We start from the raw sequence: 18,981 nt of genomic DNA, 5'->3' as shown, positions 1-18,981 counted from the left end.
CCGCTCTACGCTGGCCCCTTTGCCCGCCGAGTCTGCCCGCCGAGCCGAAGGAGCCGCCGCGCCATGGACCGCGAGCCCGACGAGAAGTACCCGCCGATCGAACCGTACGAGCACGGCATGCTCGATGTCGGGGAAGGCAACCTCGTGTACTGGGAGGTGTGCGGCAATCCGGACGGCAAACCCGCACTCGTCGTGCACGGCGGTCCCGGCTCGGGGTGCACCGAGCGCTCCCGGCAGTACTTCGACCCGGACCGCTACCGCGTCGTCCTCTTCGACCAGCGGGGCTGCGGCCGCTCCACCCCGCACGCGAGCGACCCGGCCACCGACATGCGGTTCAACACGACCGACCGGCTGATCGCCGACATGGAGCGGCTGCGCCGCCACCTCGGGATCGACAACTGGCTGCTGTACGGCGGTTCCTGGGGCTCGACGCTGATCCTCGCCTACGCCGAGCAGCACCCCGAACGGGTCTCCGAGATCGTGATTCCGGCGGTCACGACGACCCGGCGCAGCGAGATCGACTGGCTGTACCGGGGCGCCGGACAGATCTTCCCCGAGGCATGGGACCTGTTCCGGGCGGGTGTGCCGGAGGCCGGGAGCGGCGCGACTCCGGACGTCCTCGCCGCGTACGCCCGGCGGATGGAGAGCCCCGACGCCGGTGTACGGGAGAGGGCGACGGCCGACTGGTGCGCCTGGGAGGACGCGGTGCTCTCCCAGGAGACGTACACCGGTCCGCCGCCGTACAGCGGCCGCCCCGACCGGGCGCGGCAGGCGCTGGTACGGATCTGCTCGCACTACTTCTCCCGGGGTGCCTGGCTGGAGGAGGGGCAGCTGATCCGGGACGCGGGGCGGCTGGCGGGGATTCCGGGCGTGCTGGTGCACGGGCGGTTCGACCTGGGCGGGCCGCTGATCACCGCGTGGGAGCTGACGAAGGCGTGGCCGGACGCGGAACTGACCGTGATCGGCGGTGCGGGGCATCTGGGCGGTCCGGCGACGAGCCGGGCGGTGCTGGCGGCACTGGACCGGTTCGCGGTCCGGACCCGGCCGGAGCGTCCCTGACGTACCACCCGGCGCTCCCCGGACCGGCTCGATGCCACCCGCGTGGACACCACGGCGTCGGACCATGGCAAGCTGTGCCTTCGCTGTATGCGCGTGGTAGCACTCGTACCCCCCACTGGTCCTGTGACGACCGGTGCTGTCGCCTGCCGCAGCCTCTGACGTAATGACCGTCCTTAAGCGATCCTTGGGGTACGACTTGAGATCGAAGAAGAGAATCTGGGTCACGGCTGCCGTGGCCACCTCCGCCCTGGCGGGCGTCCTGGTCTTCGAGGGGGTGACGGGCAACCCCTCGGTGGACTCGGACACCAAGTCCGCCCCGGCCAAGGCCGATGTGCGCGCGACCGCGCTCAAGGTCGGCGGCGACGGCACGTCCGCCTCCCTCGACAAGCGGGACACCGCGCCGTTCAGCATGCTGGGCATCACCTGGACCGACCCGGCGGCCAAGGTCGCCGGAGCCGTGGAGGTACGGACCCGGTCCGCCGCCAACGGGAACTGGACGTCCTGGCTTCCGCTCGAAACCGACGTCGACGGACGTACGGAGGCCGGCCGGGCCGGCGTACGTGGGACCACCGAGCCGCGCTGGGTGGGCCCGTCCAACGGGGTCGAGGTACGGATCAACGCGGGCGGCAAGGTTTCCTCGAAGCTGCCCGCGGGGCTGCGGCTGGACACCGTGGACCCGGGCCGCAGCGGCACCCTCGACGCCGACCCGGCCGCGTTCGCCGCCGACCTCCCCACTGCGGACGACCCCTCGGCCACGCCCTCCGCCGACGAGACGGACTCCACCACCCCCGAGTCGCCCGCGCCCGACGACAGCACGGAACCGCCCGCCGAGGCCACTCCGTCCGAACCGGCGTCGCCCACCCCGTCTGCCCCGGCCACACAGGCGCCCACTCCCCCGGCGAGCCAGAGCCCCTCGCCGTCCGCGAGTCCGACCCCGTCCAAGACGCTGCCGCCCGCGCCGTCGTCGAGCGTGCCGAAGCCGCCCATCACCTCGCGTGCGGGCTGGGGTGCCGACGAGTCGATGAGCCCGGAGGCACCGGAGTACCTGGACACCATCAAGGCCGTCTTCGTCCACCACACCGCGGGGAGCAGCACATACTCCTGCGCCGACTCCGCGGCGATCGTGCGCAGCCTGTACACGTTCCACGTCAAGGCCAACGGGTGGAAGGACCTCGGCTACAACTTCGTGGTCGACAAGTGCGGGACGGTCTTCGAGGGCCGTAAGGGCGGCGTGGACCGGCCGGTCCTCGGCGCGCACACCTACGGCTTCAACCGCGAGTCGACCGGCATCGCGGTCATCGGTACGTACACGGGCGCGACCGCTCCCACTGCGGTGACCACCTCCGTGGCACGGATCGCCGCATGGAAGCTCGGCCAGTACAAGGGCGACCCGGCGGGCACCACGACGCTCACCGCGGGCGCCAATGGCTCCAACGGCTTCAGGAAGACGTTCACCGCCGGTACGAAGTACCCGTTCAACCAGATATCCGGGCACCGCGACGGCTTCAACACCGAGTGCCCCGGCACCAAGCTGTACGGGCAGCTGCCCGCGATCCGCAGCCTCGCCGCGGGCCCCGTCACCGGACTGGCCATCAAGTCGGTGACCGGCGCCGGGCTCTCGGGCACGACGTACTACACCAAGTCCGCGGTCACCGTGGGCTGGTCGGCGAGCACCCCGAGCGCGTTCGTCTCCAAGTACGAACTGCTGGTCGACGGCAAGTCCGTCGCCACCACCGCCGGGACGGCCACCTCGGCCAAGGCCACGCTCGCCGTCGGCTCCCACAAGGTCCAGGTGCGGGCCACCCACCAGTCGGGCAAGGTCACCACGTCCACGGCGGCCACCGTCGTCGCCGACCAGACGGCGCCCTCCTTCACCACCAAGCCCAACCTGGCCCTGCGCACCGGCACGGTGAACACCACGGCCGTACCGCTCACCCTGAAGTGGAAGGCCACCGACGCCGCCTCGCTCAAGGAGGTCAGGCTCACCGCCCCGGTCGCCAAGACCTACGGCCCGACGACCACCAGCGCCTCGCACACCGCGAAGTCGGGCGTCGCGACCAGCTGGGCCATGACCGCGTACGACCTGGCCGGCAACACCGCCGCCGCATCGGTCTCCGGCACGCCGGTCATCGTCCAGGAGAGCTCGGCGACGAAGACCGGCACCTGGACGACGAAGTCCTCGTCCAGCTACCTCGGCGGCAAGTCGTACTCCAGCTCGTCGAAGAACGCGAGCCTGAGCTGGACGTTCACCGGCCGCTCGGTCGCCCTGATCGCCTCCAGGGCCACCACCTCCGGCCAGGTGTACGTCTATGTGGACGGGGTCAAGGTGTCCACGGTGGACCTGAAGTCCAGCACCACCAAGTACCGCGACGCGCTGTGGACGAAGAGCTGGACCAGCAGCGCCAAGCACACCGTCAAGATCGTCGTCGTGGCCACCTCCGGGCGGCCGGCGATCACCACGGACGGCATCGTGTACCTGAAGTGACGTAGCCGCTCACGCGAGGCATTCGCGCGACGTCCTGCCCCCGGCACCGTGCCGGGGGCAGGGCGCGTTCCGGGCCGCTCTTGCTTCGAGCGGACTCGAAGGCGTCGGCTTGGGGCCATGGAGTACACGCAGCTCGGACGCACCGGACTCAAAGTCAGCCGTCTCGTCCTCGGCACCATGAACTTCGGCCCGCAGACCAATGAGGTCGACAGCCACACCATCATGGACGCGGCGCTGGACACGGGTCTGAATTTCTTCGACACCGCGAACCAGGCACTTTGATGCCCGCTTGAACGGGGGATGGCCGCCGCCCCGGGACGAAGGGACGACGGCCACCGTACGTACACCTACCTGCTCACCAGGCGAAGGCTTCCGGGGACGGTCCCGGACCGGGGAAGATCTCGTCCAGGGCCATCAGCAGCTCGTCACTCAGCTCCAGCTCCAGGGCGCGCAGTGCGCTCTCCAGCTGCTCGGCCGTGCGCGGCCCGACGATCGGGCCGGTGACCCCGGGGCGCGTCAGCAACCAGGCCAGCGCCGTCTCGCCGGGCTCCAGGCCGTTCTTGTCGAGCAGGTCCTCGTACGCCTGGACCTGGGCCCGTACGGAGGTGTTGGCCAGCGCATCGGCCGACCGCCCGGAGGCGCGGCGGCTGCCCTCGACCTCTTTCTTGATCACACCGCCCAGCAGGCCGCCGTGCAGCGGGGACCAGGGGATGATGCCGAGTCCGTACTCCTGGGCGGCTGGGATGACCTCCATCTCCGCGCGCCGCTCGGCGAGGTTGTAGAGGCACTGCTCGCTGACCAGCCCGACCGTCCCCCGCCGCGCGGCGGTCTCGTTTGCCTGGGCGATCTTGTAGCCGGGGAAGTTCGAGGACCCTGCGTAGAGGATCTTCCCCTGTTGGATCAGGACGTCGACGGCCTGCCAGATCTCCTCGAAGGGGGTCCGGCGGTCGATGTGGTGGAACTGGTAAAGGTCGATGTAGTCGGTCTGGAGCCGCTTGAGGCTGGCCTCAACGGCCCGCCGGATGTTCAGCGCCGACAGCCGGTCGTGGTTGGGCCACGGGTCTCCGTCGCCGGCCATACTCCCGTACACCTTCGTGGCCAGAACGGTCTTGTCCCGTCGACCGCCGCCCTGGACGAACCAGCTACCGATGATCTCCTCGGTGCGGCCCTTGTTCTCACCCCACCCATAGACATTGGCCGTGTCTACGAAGTTCAGACCCGCATCGAGCGCGGCGTCCAGGATGCCGTGGCTGGTGGGTTCGTCTGTCTGAGGACCGAAGTTCATCGTGCCGAGAACGAGTCGGCTGACCTTGAGTCCCGTGCGTCCGAGCTGCGTGTACTTCATGAGCCCCAAGCCAACCGCTTCGAGTCCTCTCCAAGCAAGAGGGCCCCGCGAACCCACTGATTTATGCGACGACGCGCATCGTCGCGTCTCTGCATAGACGTCCCGGCCCACGGCTCCGTACGGTCTTCCTGTCCGGCCCTGATCGGGGCCGGACAACCAGGGGGTTCACAGGCTCGTGAGGAACTGTCCCGACTGCAACGGAAACGGCGAACGCGGACAGGGTGACTGCCCCAACGTGTACCGCACCGCGTCCGGCTCGTTCGTCGTGCGGGAGGACCTGTCCGACGCCCTCACGCCTACCCTCCGGCGAGGCCCTTCCTGCCTGGTGCCGACGGGATGGTCAGCTCTCGCTGTGCACCGCCGCCAGGTCGCGGACGCGGCGCTTGAAGTCCATGGGAATCAGGACCTGCACTCGGCCCTTCCCCTCCTGCCACATGCCCTCGTGGGTTTCCGGGACCATCGCCTGCGCCGCGGTAGACCTCCTCGACGGCTCCCTCCAGCACATGAGCTGCGATGCTCTTGCTGCCCGTAGGCCAGGGCTTGTGCGTGGTCAGGGACGCACAGCGGTAGTACGGCCGGTTCCGCCCCGGGCCGAGGTACGCCGGTTCTCCGCAGGTGCAGAAGGCGACCCTGAGCATCGGGGAGCCGCCCTCCGGTTGCCGTTGCGCTTGCTGGTGTTCTCGTCCAGCTTCTTGTTCGCCAGCTCCCACCCCTCCTGAGTGATCACCTGGTTCGCCCCGGGCGGCGACCGCCGCGACAAAGTGGTTCTGGCCAGTCAGAGCGGCGTTCCGAGTTCCTCCAGCGCCTCCCCGAGCCAGCTGAGCTCCGCCTCACTCGTCGCGCGGGCGATCCGCAGCAGACCCCGCCGGAACGGGTCCTCGAACGCCTCGGCGCCGAGCGGCCGCTCGCCCTCGTAGAAGAAACTGCTCGGCTCCTCCAGGAACGCGAGCCGGCGCCGCAGCACCTGCGCCTGCTCGGCCGGGGCCCCCAGATGGCGGAGGAAGGCGAGGACGGTGAACCAGCGGTTCTCGTCGCTGATGTCCACGTCGTCGGCCTCCCGCAGCCGGCGCCGCAGTTCCTCGCGGCCGGGCCCGGTCAGGGTCAGGGTGTGGCGGGGGGCGGCCCTGCTGCCCGGCTCGGTCCGGCGCTCCAGCCATCCGGCGCGTTCCAGGCGCTTGATCGCCGGGTAGAGCGTGCCGTCCGCGATGGGGCGGACGTGTCCGGTGAGGTGGGCGACGCGACGCTTCAGCTCGTAGCCGTGCAGCGGCTGCTCGTACAGAAATCCCAGGATGGCCAGTTCCAGCATGAAGGCATCATCCCTGATGGCGTTATACCTCGGCGCCGATGTACAGTCTCGGCGATGTATTGACGAGGTGCGGCGACGAGGAGAAGACATGAAGGACGCTCAGGTGACACCCGGCGGCGCGCGCATCCGGTGGGTGGAACTTCCCGGCCGCCCCGGCACGTCTCGTACCCGGGTCTATCTGCACGGGCTCGGGGCGTCGTCCGGCCCGTACTTCAGCGCGAGCGCCGCGCATCCCCTGTCGGCCGACGCCCGGTCGCTGCTCATGGACCTGCTCGGCTTCGGGATCAGCGACCGCCCCACGGACTTCGGCTACACCCTGGAAGAGCACGCCGACGCGGTGGCGGCGGCGCTGAAGGCGGCCGACGCGCACGACACGGACGTGGTCGCGCACAGCATGGGCGGCGCGGTGGCCATCGTGCTCGCGGCGCGTCACCCGCACCTGGTGGCCCGGCTGGTACTGGTCGACGCCAATCTGGACCCGGTCGCCCCCGCCCCGGCGCGGCCGGGCAGCAGCAGCAGCAGCAGGATCGCCTCATACACGGAGGAGGAGTTCCTGGCCGGTGGCCGGGAGGAGGTGCGCGACCGGGTGGGGCCCCACTGGTGGGCCACCATGCGCCTCGCGGGACCCGAGGCGCTGCACCGCAGTGCGGTGCACCTCGCCCGCGGGACGACGCCGACGATGCGTGAGTTGCTGCTGGACCTGGAGATCCCGCGTACGTATCTGCGCCCACTGGACGACGGACCGCTGCCCGGCGAGGACACGCTGATCGAGAACGGGGTGCGGGTCGTCGCGGTCCCGGAGTGCGGGCACAACATCATGCTGGACAACCCGGAGGCGTTCGCCGAGCAGACGGCCCTGGCCCTCGGGCACCCTCCTGGGGCCGCTGCGGTGCCTGCGCCGACGGATCGGGCGTCCGCGGCACGGCCGCTGACGCCGGCCGTCACTGCCCCACGGCGGCTGCCACGGCTACTACGACGAACATCAGCACGAGTACGGCTGCCATGATGCGGTTTCTGGTCTTCGGATCCACCCTTCGAGCGTAACCGCCGGCCTCAGTGGCCCAGCGACCAGGATCCGGTCACCTCGTACCGAGGCCGCTCCCCCGCCACCCCGGTGACCGGCAGATTGCTGCGCACGAGGGCGACCTCACCGACCTCCCACGGGGTGCCCTCGAAACCTTCGAGGGCCGCGGCATAGGGGCGCAGGTCGGTCTCGGTGCGGCTGCGGGCGAGGGTGAGGTGCGCGCTGTAGTGGCGGTGCTCGTCCATCGGGACGCCGGAGCGGCGGGCGGCCGCGTCGGCGCGTTCGGCAAGGAGCCGCAGCGTGTCGAGTCCGCCCGCGGCCCCGACCCACAGCACCCGCCCACCGAACCGGCCGCCGCTGTGGAGGCGCAGCGGGAAGGGCTCGGTGCGGCCGGCCGCCCGTGCGAGGCGCACCCGCAGCTCGGGCAGCAGCTCCTCGTCCACGGCCCCGAGGAACGCGAGCGTGAAGTGCCACCCCGGCTCACCGGTCCAGCGCAGTCTCCCGGCACCGGGGAGCGCGCGCAGCGGGGCGACGGCACGGCGCAGTTCCTGGAGGGCGTGGTCGGGCGGCAGAACGGCGACAAAGAGTCTGCGACTGCTCATGGGCCGAGTGTCGCACCGTAACAGCGTGTCTTCGTCTCCGTGCGTATCGTTGTACTACGCGGCTGCCCGCGCCCGTGCGGCAGCGGGGCGGAGCGGCACGATGACCGTCGTGGACACCGACAGGATCGAAATGGCCGACACCAGCGACGAGCGCACTCTGGACATGATGTTCGAGTGGCTTGAGCCCACCCCCGAGGGATTCAAGGTCGAGATCGTCGAGGGGAACATCTACATGTCGCCGCAGCGGGACACCCACTGGGACGTCATCATCGACATCATCGAGCAACTGCGTGCCAGGTACCCGCGGCAACGGCTCAAGTCCGACGTGCGCATCGACTTCCCGGGCCGTCTCAATGGCTTCGCTTCCGATGTCGTAGCCCTGGCCGAGGACGCCACCAAAGACGACAAGGGCCGTTGGCGCTACCAGGACATCGAGTTCGTGGCCGAGGTCATTTCCAAGGAAACCGCCGACAACGACTACGGACCGAAGAAGGCCACGTATGCCACCGCCGGTGTGCCGGTGTACGTCGTCGTCGACCCGTACACCGGCACGTGGCATCTCCACACGATCCCGAAGGACGACGAGTACCGCAGCGTACTGAGCCTCGACTTCGGTACCCCGATCGACCTCACGTCGACCGTGGTGGGCCTCACCCTGGAGACGAGCGGATTCCCCCGCGACTGACGCCCCCGACGCGCGGCGACAGCGGCACGGCCCCGACCGGGGGACAACCGGTCGGGGCCGTGTGGCGTGCTGCGCGGACGACCCTCAGGCCGCCGTGGCCAGCTCTTCACGCGGGACGAACCGCACGTGCGGGCGCCCCGGGCGGAGGTCGACCCGGAGGCGGAGGCCGCCGACGCGGGCCAGTATGAGGCCGACGCCGACCGCTGCGACCAGCGAGAGCGCGCCGCCGACCGCCATGCCCGTACGGACCCCGTACGTGTCGCTGATCCAGCCGACGATCGGGGCGCCCACCGGCGTACCCCCGGCGAAGACCATCATGTACAGGCTCATGACGCGGCCGCGCATGGCCGGGTCGGCTGCCATCTGGACGCTCGTGTTCGCGCTGATGTTGGTCGTCAGGCCGATCATGCCGATCGGGACCAGCAGGATCGCGAAGAGCCAGACGGACGGCGACAGGGAGGCGATGATCTCCAGCAGTCCGAACGCGGTGCCCGCGGCCACCAGCATCCGCAGCCGCGAGGAGCGGCGGCGGGCGGCGAGCAGGGCGCCCGCGAGGGAGCCGGCCGCCATGAGGATGTTGAAGAACGAGTACATCCCGGCGCCGCCGTGGAAGATCTCGTCCGCGAAGGCCGTGAGCCAGATCGGGAAGTTGAATCCGAACGTGCCGACGAAGCCGACCAGGACGATCGGCCAGATGAGCTCGGGACGGCCGGAGACGTAGCGCAGGCCCTCGCGCAGCTGGCCCTTGGCGCGGGGCACGACGGTGGCCTTGTGCAGCTCGCTCGTGCGCATCAGCATCAGGCCGACGAGCGGGGCGGCGAAGGACAGGCCGTTGAACATGAAGGCCCAGCCGCTGCCGACGGTGGTGATCAGGACACCGGCGACGGCGGGGCCGATGAGGCGGGCGGACTGGAAGTTCGCCGAGTTGAGGCTGACCGCGTTCCGCAGCTGGGCGGGGCCGACCATCTCGGAGACGAACGACTGGCGGGCCGGGTTGTCCACGACCGTCACCATGCCGAGCAGGAACGCGATGAGGTAGACGTGCCACACCTGGACGACACCGGAGAGCGTGAGCACCGCGAGGGCGATCCCGCACAGGCCGAGCGCCGCCTGGCTGACGAGAAGGAGCTTCCGCTTCGGGAGCCGGTCGGCGATGACGCCGCCGTACAGGCCGAAGAGAAGCATCGGGAGGAACTGGAGGGCCGTGGTGATGCCGACGGCGGTGGCGGATCCGGTGAGGCTCAGGACGAGCCAGTCCTGCGTGATGCGGGACATCCAGGTACCGGTGTTGGAGATCACTGCGCCCGTGGCGAACAGGCGGTAGTTGCGGATCTTCAGCGACGAGAAGGTCCCGCCGGGCTTGCTCTCGTGGGTGGAAGTCGGTGCGGGGGCGGAGTCTGCTCCGGATCCCGTACTCAAAAGGGTTCGCCTCCTCGGGCGTCTACAAGTCACTGACTGACAAGGGTGCGGGCGGTGCGCCGGTGGTCCGGCGCGGCCGGCCCGCTACAGGTGGGCGAGCTTCTCCAGCACGGGCGCCGCCTTGCGCAGCGTCTCCCACTCGTCCTCGTCCAGGCCCTCGGCGAGGGTGGCCAGCCAGGCGTTCCGCTTGGAGCGGCTCTCTTCGAGCATGGCTTCCGCCCGCTCGGTCTGGCTGACCATCTTCTGACGACGGTCATCGGGGTGCGGTTCGAGTCTGACCAGCCCCTTCGCTTCCAGCAACGCGACGATGCGAGTCATCGACGGAGGCTGCACATGCTCCCTGCGGGCCAGCTCGCCCGGTGTGGCCGAGCCGCAGCGGGCGAGCGTGCCCAGCACCGACATCTCGGTGGGGCTCAGTGACTCGTCGACGCGCTGGTGCTTGAGGCGACGGCCGAGCAGCATCACGGCTGAGCGGAGGGAGCTCACGGCGGCCGCACTGTCGCCGTCGTGGATCAGGTCAGGCATGTTTATTAGGGTACCTCATTACCTACCCTAAAGACCATTCGTGTTACACGCGCGAGAGGCAGACTGCCCAATCGATCACCCGAACGAGTGAGTCGGATCCGGAAAGTGACGCGAACCTTCCTCTTGGGCCGTAACCCTGCTTGCCATGGGATCGACTGTGCTCAGCCTGCGGATAGACGGTGAGCTGCTCGACCGGCTCCGCCGGCATGCCGCCAAACGCGGAATGAGCGTCCAGGACTATGTGGTCCGGACGCTCATTCGCGATGACTTCGACGAGCGCTTCAAGGCGGCCGTCGACGAGACGGAGAAGTTCTACGGGTCGCAGGAGACCCCGGGGATCAGGGCGGAAGAGGTCACGTGAGCCTCGGGACCGCACGGATCAGGGCGGCAGCGGTCACGACGTGAGGCCGAGGGCCGGCATCGCGTAGTAGAAGACGAAGACCGCGGACACCACATACATCGCCGCCGGCACCTCGCGCCAGCGCCCGGCCACGACCCGCAGCACGGAGAAGGCGATGAAGCCGATGCCGATGCCGTTGGTGATCGAGTACGTGAACGGCATCATCAGCATGGCCAGGAAGGCCGGGATGGCGAGCGTGTAGTCGCTCCAGTCGATGTCCCGCACCGAACCCGAGATGATCAGGAAGCCCACCGCCAGCAGCGCCGGGGTGGCCGCCTGCGACGGGACCATGGTCGCCAGCGGCGTCAGGAACAGCGACACCGTGAACAGCAGACCCGTCACGATGCTCGCGAGGCCCGTGCGGGCACCCTCGCCGACACCCGCCGTGGACTCCACGAAGCAGGTCCCCGCGGAGGCGGAGCTCGCACCGCCCGCGGCGACCGCGATGCCGTCGACGAACAGCACCTTGTTGATGCCGGGGAAGTTGCCGTCCTTGTCCGTCAGCTTCGCCTCGTCACCGACACCGAGGATGGTGCCCATCGCGTCGAAGAAGCAGGACAGCAGCACGGTGAAGACGAACAGGATGCCGGTGAGCACGCCGACCTTGCTGAAGCCGCCGAACAGACTGACGTGACCGATCAGCCCGAAGTCCGGGGTGGCGACCGGGTTGCCCGGCCACTTCGGGACGGTCAGCCCCCACGCCTCGCCCGGCAGATCGGCGATCGCGTCGACGATCAGCGCGAGGACCGTCATCGCGACGATGGAGATCAGGATCGCGCCCGACACCTTGCGGACGATCAGCGCGAGGGTGAGCAGCGCACCGATGACGAAGACGAGCACCGGCCAGCCGGTGAGGTGACCGGCGCTGCCGAGCTGGAGCGGCACGGTGGTGTGCGCGGCGTCCGGGATGCGGGAGACGAAGCCCGAGTCGACCAGGCCGATCAGCAGGATGAAGAGACCGATACCGATCGCGATGCCCTTGCGCAGCGACTTCGGTACGGCATGCATCACGCGTTCGCGCAACCCGGTCGCGACCAGCAGCATGACCACGATGCCCGCGAGGACGACCATGCCCATCGCGTCCGGCCAGCTCATCCTGGGGGCGAGCTGGAGGGCCACGACGGTGTTGACGCCGAGGCCGGCGGCCAGCGCGATCGGCACATTGCCGATGACGCCCATCAGGAGCGTGGAGAACGCGGCGGTCAGTACGGTCGCGGTGACCAGCTGGCCACCGTCGAGCTGGTGCCCGTACATGTCCTTCGCGCTGCCGAGAATGATCGGGTTCAGCACGATGATGTACGCCATCGCGAAGAACGTGGCGAATCCGCCGCGGATCTCGCGCGCGACCGACGACCCCCGCTCGGAGATCTTGAAGAAGCGATCCAGGCCGTTGTGCGGCTGAGGGCCCGAGGACCGCGTGGAATCGACCGGAGCGGTGGCCGAGGGGGACATGTAGGACCTCAGTCGTACGTAGGGGGGTTAAAAGTGGTCAGCTTTGGACGTTCAGACGAATAATTCGAGACAGTCGCAAGCAGATTCAGTATGAATACATAAGGCGAAGATCGCTATCTCCGCGCGTAGACCCTTGGGCCACCTAGGCCGGGAGTCTTTATGTATGCGGTCTTTACGGGGCACGGGAGGGGGTCACGGGACGCCCCATACACTGAGGTCATGGCGAAGTGGACACCGAAGCACGAGGCACCCGAGCCCCTGGAGGGGCCCGTTGTCGCCACCATCACGGGCGGCACGATCCTCTGGTTCGTCCTCTTCCTGGTCCAGCTCCCGTTCTACGGCTGGTTCGACGACCACGGGCACGCGTGGTGGGTGTGGACCTGTCTGGCCGGTGCGGGGCTCGGCCTGATCGGCATCTGGTACGTACGGGGACGCGACGCGGCGATCAAGCGGGCCGCGGCGGCCGCTGAGTCGGCCGGGGTTCCGGCCTCGGGCACCGGGCCGGACGACCGGGGCACCTCGGACTCCGCGTGATGTGACGCGTCCCACCAGGCAGTCCGGGGTTTTCCGCAGTTCCCTACCCCCGTAGGACCAGTTCTCTCCTCCTCCGGTCTGATCTTCGGACCCCCGGTGGGTGATTCGAACGTTCCACCCGTACCGTCGGAGCCATGACGCAGCGGGCACCCCATTCCTCCGGCGAGCAGCCCCCCGGGGCTTCCGGTTCCGCCGACCGCCCCGGACCGGCCATGATCGACGCCGGGTCCGAGCTCGACCCGGTCCACCCCGTGAAGCTGCCGGCCCCGGCGGTGAACACCCGTGGGCTGACCGCCGCCGAGGTGGCTGAGCGGATCGCCCGGGGCGAGGTCAACGACGTACCCGTCCGCTCGTCGCGTTCCATGAGCGAGATCGTCCGCGCCAACGTCTTCACCCGGTTCAACCTGATCATCGGTGTGCTCTGGCTGATCATGCTGTTCGTCGCGCCGATCCAGGACAGCCTCTTCGGCTTCGTGATCATCGCCAACACCGGCATCGGCATCGTCCAGGAGTGGCGGGCCAAGAAGACCCTGGACGGCCTCGCGGTCATCGGCGAGGCGAAACCCACCGTGCGGCGCGACGGGGTCTCGGCCGAGATCTCCACTTCCGAGATCGTCCTCGGCGACCTCATCGAGCTCGGCCCGGGCGACAAGGTCGTCGTGGACGGCACGGTCGCCGAGGCCGACAGCCTGGAAGTCGACGAGTCGCTGCTCACCGGCGAGGCCGACCCGGTGCTGAAGCAGCCCGGCGACCTCGTCATGTCCGGCAGCTTCGTCGTCGCGGGCGGCGGCTCGTTCGCCGCCACCAAGGTCGGCCGCGAGGCCTACGCCGCACAGCTCGCCGAGGAGGCGTCCCGCTTCACCCTCGTCCAGTCCGAGCTGCGCACCGGCATCTCCACCATCCTCAAGTACGTCACCTGGATGATGGTGCCGACCGCGATCGGCCTGATCATCAGCCAGTTCGTCGTCAACAACAACGACGTCAAGGGGTCGGTCGCCCGGACCGTCGGCGGCATCGTCCCGATGATCCCGGAAGGCCTGGTGCTGCTCACCTCGGTCGCCTTCGCGATCGGGGTCGTACGGCTCGGCCGCAAACAGTGTCTGGTGCAGGAACTCCCCGCCATCGAGGGGCTGGCCCGCGTCGACGTCGTCTGCCTGGACAAGACCGGCACGCTCACCGAGGGCGGCATGGACGTCGCCGAGGTGCGGGCGCTGGGCGGTACGGACGACGCGTACGTACGGCGCGTGCTGGGCGCCCTCGGCGCGTCCGACCCACGGCCCAACGCCAGCCTGCAGGCCATCGTCGACGCCTACCCGGACGGTGAGGAGTGGCGGTGCACACAGGCGCTGCCGTTCTCCTCGGCCCGCAAGTACAGCGGCGCCGCGTTCGACGAGGGCGGCGGCCGGGCATCGGTCTGGCTGCTGGGCGCCCCCGATGTGCTGCTGCCCGAGCAGGACCCGGCGCTCACCGAGATCGAGCAGCTCAACGAGCAGGGGCTGCGGGTGCTGCTGCTGGCTCGCGCGCAGGGCGAACTCGAAGGGGCGGACGCCGCCACCGGGGCCGTACCGAGCGCGCTGGTCGTGCTGGAGCAGCGGCTGCGGCCCGACGCCGGCCGGACGCTGGCCTACTTCGCCGACCAGCGGGTCGCCGCGAAGGTCATCTCCGGCGACAACGCGGTCTCCGTCGGCGCGGTCGCCGGGAAGCTCGGCATGCCGGGCGCCGGGAACACCCTGGACGCACGCCGGCTGCCCACCGACCCGGACGACATGGCCACGGCCATGGAGGAGAACGCGGTCTTCGGCCGGGTCACCCCGCAGCAGAAGCGGGACATGGTCGGCGCGCTCCAGTCCCGCGGCCACACCGTCGCGATGACCGGCGACGGCGTCAACGACGTACTGGCGCTGAAGGACGCCGACATCGGCGTCGCCATGGGGTCGGGCTCCGAGGCGACCCGGGCCGTCGCCCAGATCGTGCTGCTCGACAACAGCTTCGCGACGCTGCCGTCCGTCGTCGCCGAGGGCCGCCGGGTGATCGGCAACATCACCCGGGTCGCCACCCTGTTCCTGACCAAGACGGTCTACTCGGTGCTGCTCGCGATCCTGGTGGTCTGCTTCCAGGTCGACTACCCGTTCCTGCCGCGCCACCTGACGCTGCTGTCGACACTGACGATCGGCATCCCGGCGTTCATCCTGGCCCTCGCCCCCAACAAGGAACGGGCCCATCCGCACTTCGTGCGCCGTGTCATGCGGTACGCGATCCCGTCGGGTGTCATCGCAGCCGTCGCCACCTTCGTGACGTATATGGCCGCCCGGCACTACTACTCCGGTACGGGTGCGCTGGGCGCGGAGACCAGCGCGGCGACACTCACGCTGTTCCTGGTCTCGATGTGGGTCCTGGCGATCATCGCCCGTCCGTACACCTGGTGGCGGGTGGGTCTGGTGGTGGCGATGGGGCTGGCATTCCTGATCGTGCTGGTGGTGCCGTGGCTGCAGGAGTTCTTCGCGCTGAAGCTGGTGGGAGCAGTGATGCCGTGGACCGCGGCGGGGATCGCGGTGGTGGCGGCGGCCGGCCTGGAGTACGCCTGGCGGCTGGTCGGCCGCCGTTTCCCGGTGTAGTTCCCCGAGTACTTCCCCGACCGCGGGAGGTCTTCGGTCCGACGAGTCTGGTGACTCGTCGGACGAGACTCCCCACAGATGTGAAGGGTTGCACACGAAGGCGACTTTTCCGTGACGATCCCGCCCCGCCCGGAAGATCCCGCCCCGCCCGCCCGTGGGTACCGCCGGGCGGGCGTCCCCGACCGCCGTTGCGAGCCCCGTCTCAGTCGAACCAGCGGTCCCGGGCCAGCTCCTCCGTACGGGACGGGTCCTCCAGCAGCGCCGCGACCTCGAAGCGGCGCGGCCACTGCCCCGCCGCCCAGGTCAAGCCCGCCGCGACGCCTTCCAGCGTGGCAGCGTGCACAGCCCCGTCGGGGGTGCGGCGCCAGTCCAGTTCGACGCCGCCCGCGCGCAGTTCACCGTGCTCGACGTACGTGTCCGGAGTCCGGGCGCCGAGCAGGACCCGTACCGCATCCGGTACGGGATGCTCCTCGCCCTCCGTCGTCACCTCGGCCGCCACGGTCTCGCCGAGCCGCCGCACCTGGAACAGCTCGGCCAGATCGGCCGCGCGCGCCGGGGCGACCGGGAGCAGCGGGAGCCCGGTGGTCAACGGCAGCAGATCCGGGGCGTCCGCGATCACGGCGTCCGCCGCGTCGACGACCCGGACCTCGCCGTCGACCACGGCCCGCAACGCGTCGGGCAGCGTGACCTGTTCGGGGTCGAGATCGGCCAACGCGGTGTACAGGGCGTGCAGTTGTACGGGGCCGACCTCGCGGTCCTCGTCCGCGAGCCGGCCGAGGAGTTCGGCGGCGCCGCCGGGCTCGTCGAGGAGGGCGGCCACGGAGGTCCGTACGCCGAGAGCGCGCAGCACCTGGGCGTCGTCGAAGCCGGTCGCGTCGGCGGATTCGTACAGTCCGGCCAGCCGCGGGTCGCCGGACGCCGCGCGCAGGCCGGCCGGGCGGCGGCCGTCGATCACGGGGTGGTCGCGCAGCCACCAGGCCGTGTACGGGCGGACGGACCGGGTCGTGCCGTCGGGCAGCAGCACCCGCACGGGCTGGGTCAGCGCGTCGCGCAGCGGCGGCCGGGCGAGCAGGGCGAGCGCCTGCGGCCAGGCGTCGTCGTCGACGAGGTCCAGGTCGCGGACGGCTACGAGTTCGGTGGCGACCGGCGGCACCGGAGCCCGCCCGTCGCCCGACCACCACCCCTCATCGTCACCACTGCGCGGCGGCAGACTCAACTGCAACTGGTCGAGGACGTCCTCGCACCACACATCGACTGCGTCGAGCAGACCGGCGTCGTCGGGATCGGCGAAGTCGCCCTCACGGGGCTCCAGTTCGTCCGGGTCCAGAACGACATCGGCGGCCCTCACGAGGGCGAAGGTGGCGAGCACGCCGCAGGCGGTGAGCGGCTGCTCGCCCCAGCGTTCGGCCAACTCCTGCTCACAGAGCGCGAGTTCCCCTTCCCGCATGATGGCCGCGAACGGGCTCCCGGGCAGCACGAGTTCACCGGCGGGGGCCGGTTCGCCGTCCTCGTCGGGGAGGGCGAGCGCACCGAGCCAGGGCTCGTCGCCGGGGGCCAGGTCGGCGTCCCGTACGAGGGTGAGGACGGTCTCGGCGAGCTCGTCGACGTCCAGCGCGTCCTCGTCCCAGACCTCGCCCGCGTCCAGCGATCCGGCGACAGCGGCCCGCACCTGAGGGGTCGACAGCACGGCGCGCGGCGAGGCGGGCAGGGCGCCCAGCTTCTCCAGCAGCGGATGGGCGGCATCCGGGTGCGCGACCTTCAGCCCGAGCCGGGCGAGCCGGCCGAGGACGGGTCCGGTGAGCGCGCCGGGGAGTGGAAGGAGGACCTGGCGGGGGCCGATGGTGGTGCGGGGCGCGGCCGGGGCCTGCGATTCCGGTGTCTCCGGCTTCCCGGCCAGCGGGACGGGCAGACCGGAGAGGCGGTCCGGGTCGACGCCGGACAGGCTGTCGTACAGCCGCCGCCACCAGCCGGGGTCGCGTTCGAGCCCGGCGAGCCGGTCGATCGCCTCGGTCAGCGGGACGCGTGCGATGCCGAGGGTGCGCAGTTCGCTGCGGCGCTCCAGTCCGGCGGGCAGCAGGCAGGGCAGGACCTCGGAGAGCACCCGCACGGTCTCGGCGCCGACGCCCTCCAGCACCTCGGCCTCGATGGGGCGCAGCGCGGTGGTGACCGCCTCGCGGATGCCGTCCGGCTGCGCGTCCCAGGTGTCCCACCGGTCCGCTTCGGCCGCGGCGTCGCGCGGGGCGGCGGGCGCCAGGAACGCGACGCGCGGCAGCCGCGCCAGGATCGCGCCGCGCAGGGCGCCGTCCAGTTCGCCCTTGCCGAGCGGTCCGGGAACGAGGTCGATGGTGTCGACCGCCACCGGCTGCCAGCCGGCGAGCAGTTCGGCGTACGCGTCGGCCGCGCGCTGCACCAGGAAGTCGGTGAGCGGGCCGGGCGCGGGGTGGCGGCGGGCGGTGTCGAGCGGCAGCGACGCGATGAGCAGCGCGGGAATGCCGAGGGGTTCGTCGGTGGGGGTCGGCGCGTGGACGACGGGGGCGGTGCGGGGGCGTACGGGGGCGCCTTCCGCGTCCACGGGGACGGCCCAGGTGACCGACCAGTGCGGGCGCAGCCGTTCCTCGCGGGGCCGGTCGGCGAGCAGCGCGGCCTCGACGGGGCCGTGGTGGGTGACGGTGCGCCAGCGGTGCGTACCGTGTGCGGAGTCCTCGACGTGGATGTACGGGCCGTGCTGCGAGCGGCGCAGCGTCCGCACGGTGTCCGGGGTTTCGATCACGATCTCGTCGAGCCCGCGCAAGGTGAGCAGGAGGGCGTCGTCGACCGCGTCGAGCAGCCGGACCACGAGGTCCTCGGCGCCACCGTCGCGCAACGGGAGGACGACGACGGTGTCGTACCCGTCGGGTGCGGTGCCCTCGGCGGGCAGCGGGAGCCGCAGCAGCGGTACGTGGCCGTCGCGGCGGCGGAGCTCGTCGCCGAGGCCGGGGCTGGCGACGGCCGCGCGGGCGGCGAGGTCGCGGGCCTCGGCGAGGGACCAGCGGACGCCGCCGTGCCGGCCGACGACGGCGGGCTCGTCGCTCACCGCGAGCACGGCGGCGAACCCGACGCCGAACCTGCCGACGGCTCCCTCGTGGCCCTCGCGCTTGGCGGAGGCGCGCAGGGTGGAGAGCGATTCCACGCCGGTGGCATCGATGGGGGCGCCGGTGTTGACGGCGGCGAGTACGGCGGGGGCGTCCGCGGTCGCCGCGTGCAGGGTGAGGCGGAGCCGCCCGGGGACCCGGGCGCGGGCGGCGGCGTCGGCGGCGTTCTGGGCCAGCTCGACGACGAGGCGGTCACGGTAGCCGCCGAGCGCGAGGTCCTCCTCGGCGTTGGCGTCCTCGCGGAATCTGGCGGGGCCGGCGCCCCAGGCGTCGAGCACGCCGCGTCGCATCCGTGCGGTCCCGAACGGATCGGCCCCCTCGGTCGCATTCATGCTCACGCTCTGACTCCGCTCTTTCCGGTTACGCCTTGCCCGTGCCGCCAGTGTGCGCCTGAAGGTA

At 70.6% G+C, this 18,981-nt stretch carries 14 protein-coding genes and 1 pseudogene; 8 read left to right on the top strand and 7 right to left on the bottom strand.

Annotated elements, in window-relative coordinates; translation table 11 throughout:
- Positions 1-63: 63 nt before the first annotated feature.
- From pip to OG936_RS19785, 3 genes and pseudogenes are all read left to right on the top strand, one after another.
- On the top strand, positions 64-1,059 hold the full coding sequence (gene pip / locus OG936_RS19795; RefSeq protein ID WP_406496332.1) for a prolyl aminopeptidase: 996 nt from the start codon (positions 64-66) through the stop codon (positions 1,057-1,059).
- A gap of 196 nt (positions 1,060-1,255) precedes the next feature.
- The gene (locus OG936_RS19790; RefSeq protein ID WP_406496330.1) at positions 1,256-3,544 is read left to right on the top strand and encodes an N-acetylmuramoyl-L-alanine amidase; all 2,289 of its coding nucleotides are present in this window, start codon (positions 1,256-1,258) and stop codon (positions 3,542-3,544) included.
- Positions 3,545-3,661: 117 nt separating this feature from the next.
- A pseudogene (locus tag OG936_RS19785) lies at positions 3,662-3,814 on the top strand (aldo/keto reductase); the annotation flags it as partial.
- Between the two features lie 85 nt (positions 3,815-3,899).
- Here OG936_RS19785 and OG936_RS19780 read toward each other — a convergent pair.
- Positions 3,900-4,889, bottom strand: a complete 990-nt coding sequence (locus OG936_RS19780) for an aldo/keto reductase (protein ID WP_406496328.1) — start codon at positions 4,887-4,889, stop codon at positions 3,900-3,902.
- A 775-nt stretch (positions 4,890-5,664) separates the two neighbouring features.
- The gene (locus OG936_RS19775; RefSeq protein ID WP_406496327.1) at positions 5,665-6,195 is read right to left on the bottom strand and encodes a PadR family transcriptional regulator; all 531 of its coding nucleotides are present in this window, start codon (positions 6,193-6,195) and stop codon (positions 5,665-5,667) included.
- 88 nt (positions 6,196-6,283) lie between these two features.
- On the opposite strand from OG936_RS19775, the gene OG936_RS19770 reads away from it, so the two are divergent.
- On the top strand, positions 6,284-7,201 hold the full coding sequence (locus tag OG936_RS19770) for an alpha/beta fold hydrolase (RefSeq protein WP_406496325.1): 918 nt from the start codon (positions 6,284-6,286) through the stop codon (positions 7,199-7,201).
- A 47-nt stretch (positions 7,202-7,248) separates the two neighbouring features.
- Here the strand turns inward: OG936_RS19770 and thpR are convergent, their stop codons facing one another.
- The gene (gene thpR / locus OG936_RS19765) at positions 7,249-7,821 is read right to left on the bottom strand and encodes an RNA 2',3'-cyclic phosphodiesterase (RefSeq protein ID WP_406496324.1); all 573 of its coding nucleotides are present in this window, start codon (positions 7,819-7,821) and stop codon (positions 7,249-7,251) included.
- A gap of 100 nt (positions 7,822-7,921) precedes the next feature.
- Between thpR and OG936_RS19760 the strand changes: the two genes are divergently transcribed.
- The gene (locus OG936_RS19760; RefSeq protein ID WP_406496322.1) at positions 7,922-8,506 is read left to right on the top strand and encodes a Uma2 family endonuclease; all 585 of its coding nucleotides are present in this window, start codon (positions 7,922-7,924) and stop codon (positions 8,504-8,506) included.
- An 84-nt stretch (positions 8,507-8,590) separates the two neighbouring features.
- Here OG936_RS19760 and OG936_RS19755 read toward each other — a convergent pair whose 3' ends face one another.
- Both OG936_RS19755 and OG936_RS19750 read right to left on the bottom strand, forming a co-directional pair.
- Complete coding sequence (locus tag OG936_RS19755) at positions 8,591-9,925, bottom strand: MFS transporter (protein ID WP_406496320.1); 1,335 nt, start codon at positions 9,923-9,925, stop codon at positions 8,591-8,593.
- An 84-nt stretch (positions 9,926-10,009) separates the two neighbouring features.
- Positions 10,010-10,450, bottom strand: coding sequence for a MarR family winged helix-turn-helix transcriptional regulator (locus tag OG936_RS19750; protein ID WP_266747727.1), 441 nt, complete (start codon positions 10,448-10,450; stop codon positions 10,010-10,012).
- Between the two features lie 145 nt (positions 10,451-10,595).
- On the opposite strand from OG936_RS19750, the gene OG936_RS19745 reads away from it, so the two are divergent.
- Positions 10,596-10,811 carry a ribbon-helix-helix protein, CopG family gene (locus OG936_RS19745; protein WP_383758481.1) on the top strand — a complete coding sequence of 72 codons (216 nt, stop codon included), beginning with the start codon at positions 10,596-10,598 and terminating at the stop codon, positions 10,809-10,811.
- A 33-nt stretch (positions 10,812-10,844) separates the two neighbouring features.
- On the opposite strand, the gene OG936_RS19740 is transcribed toward OG936_RS19745, so the two are convergent.
- On the bottom strand, positions 10,845-12,302 hold the full coding sequence (locus tag OG936_RS19740; protein ID WP_406496318.1) for an NCS2 family permease: 1,458 nt from the start codon (positions 12,300-12,302) through the stop codon (positions 10,845-10,847).
- A gap of 219 nt (positions 12,303-12,521) precedes the next feature.
- Between OG936_RS19740 and OG936_RS19735 the strand changes: the two genes are divergently transcribed.
- Entirely contained in the window at positions 12,522-12,836 is a 315-nt protein-coding gene (locus OG936_RS19735; RefSeq protein ID WP_406496316.1) for a DUF2530 domain-containing protein, read from the top strand.
- A gap of 134 nt (positions 12,837-12,970) precedes the next feature.
- On the top strand, positions 12,971-15,451 hold the full coding sequence (locus tag OG936_RS19730; RefSeq protein WP_406496315.1) for an HAD-IC family P-type ATPase: 2,481 nt from the start codon (positions 12,971-12,973) through the stop codon (positions 15,449-15,451).
- Positions 15,452-15,653: 202 nt separating this feature from the next.
- Here the strand turns inward: OG936_RS19730 and OG936_RS19725 are convergent, their stop codons facing one another.
- Positions 15,654-18,914 (bottom strand): sacsin N-terminal ATP-binding-like domain-containing protein, encoded by a 3,261-nt coding sequence (locus tag OG936_RS19725; protein ID WP_406500514.1) that lies wholly within the window; start codon positions 18,912-18,914, stop codon positions 15,654-15,656.
- Between the last annotated feature and the right edge of the window lie 67 nt (positions 18,915-18,981).

Source organism: Streptomyces sp. NBC_00846, from assembly GCF_045207325.1.
GTDB lineage: Bacteria > Actinomycetota > Actinomycetes > Streptomycetales > Streptomycetaceae > Streptomyces.
The sequence above is the reverse complement of the archived record's forward strand: the minus strand, read 5'-3'. Positions and strand labels throughout refer to the sequence as shown.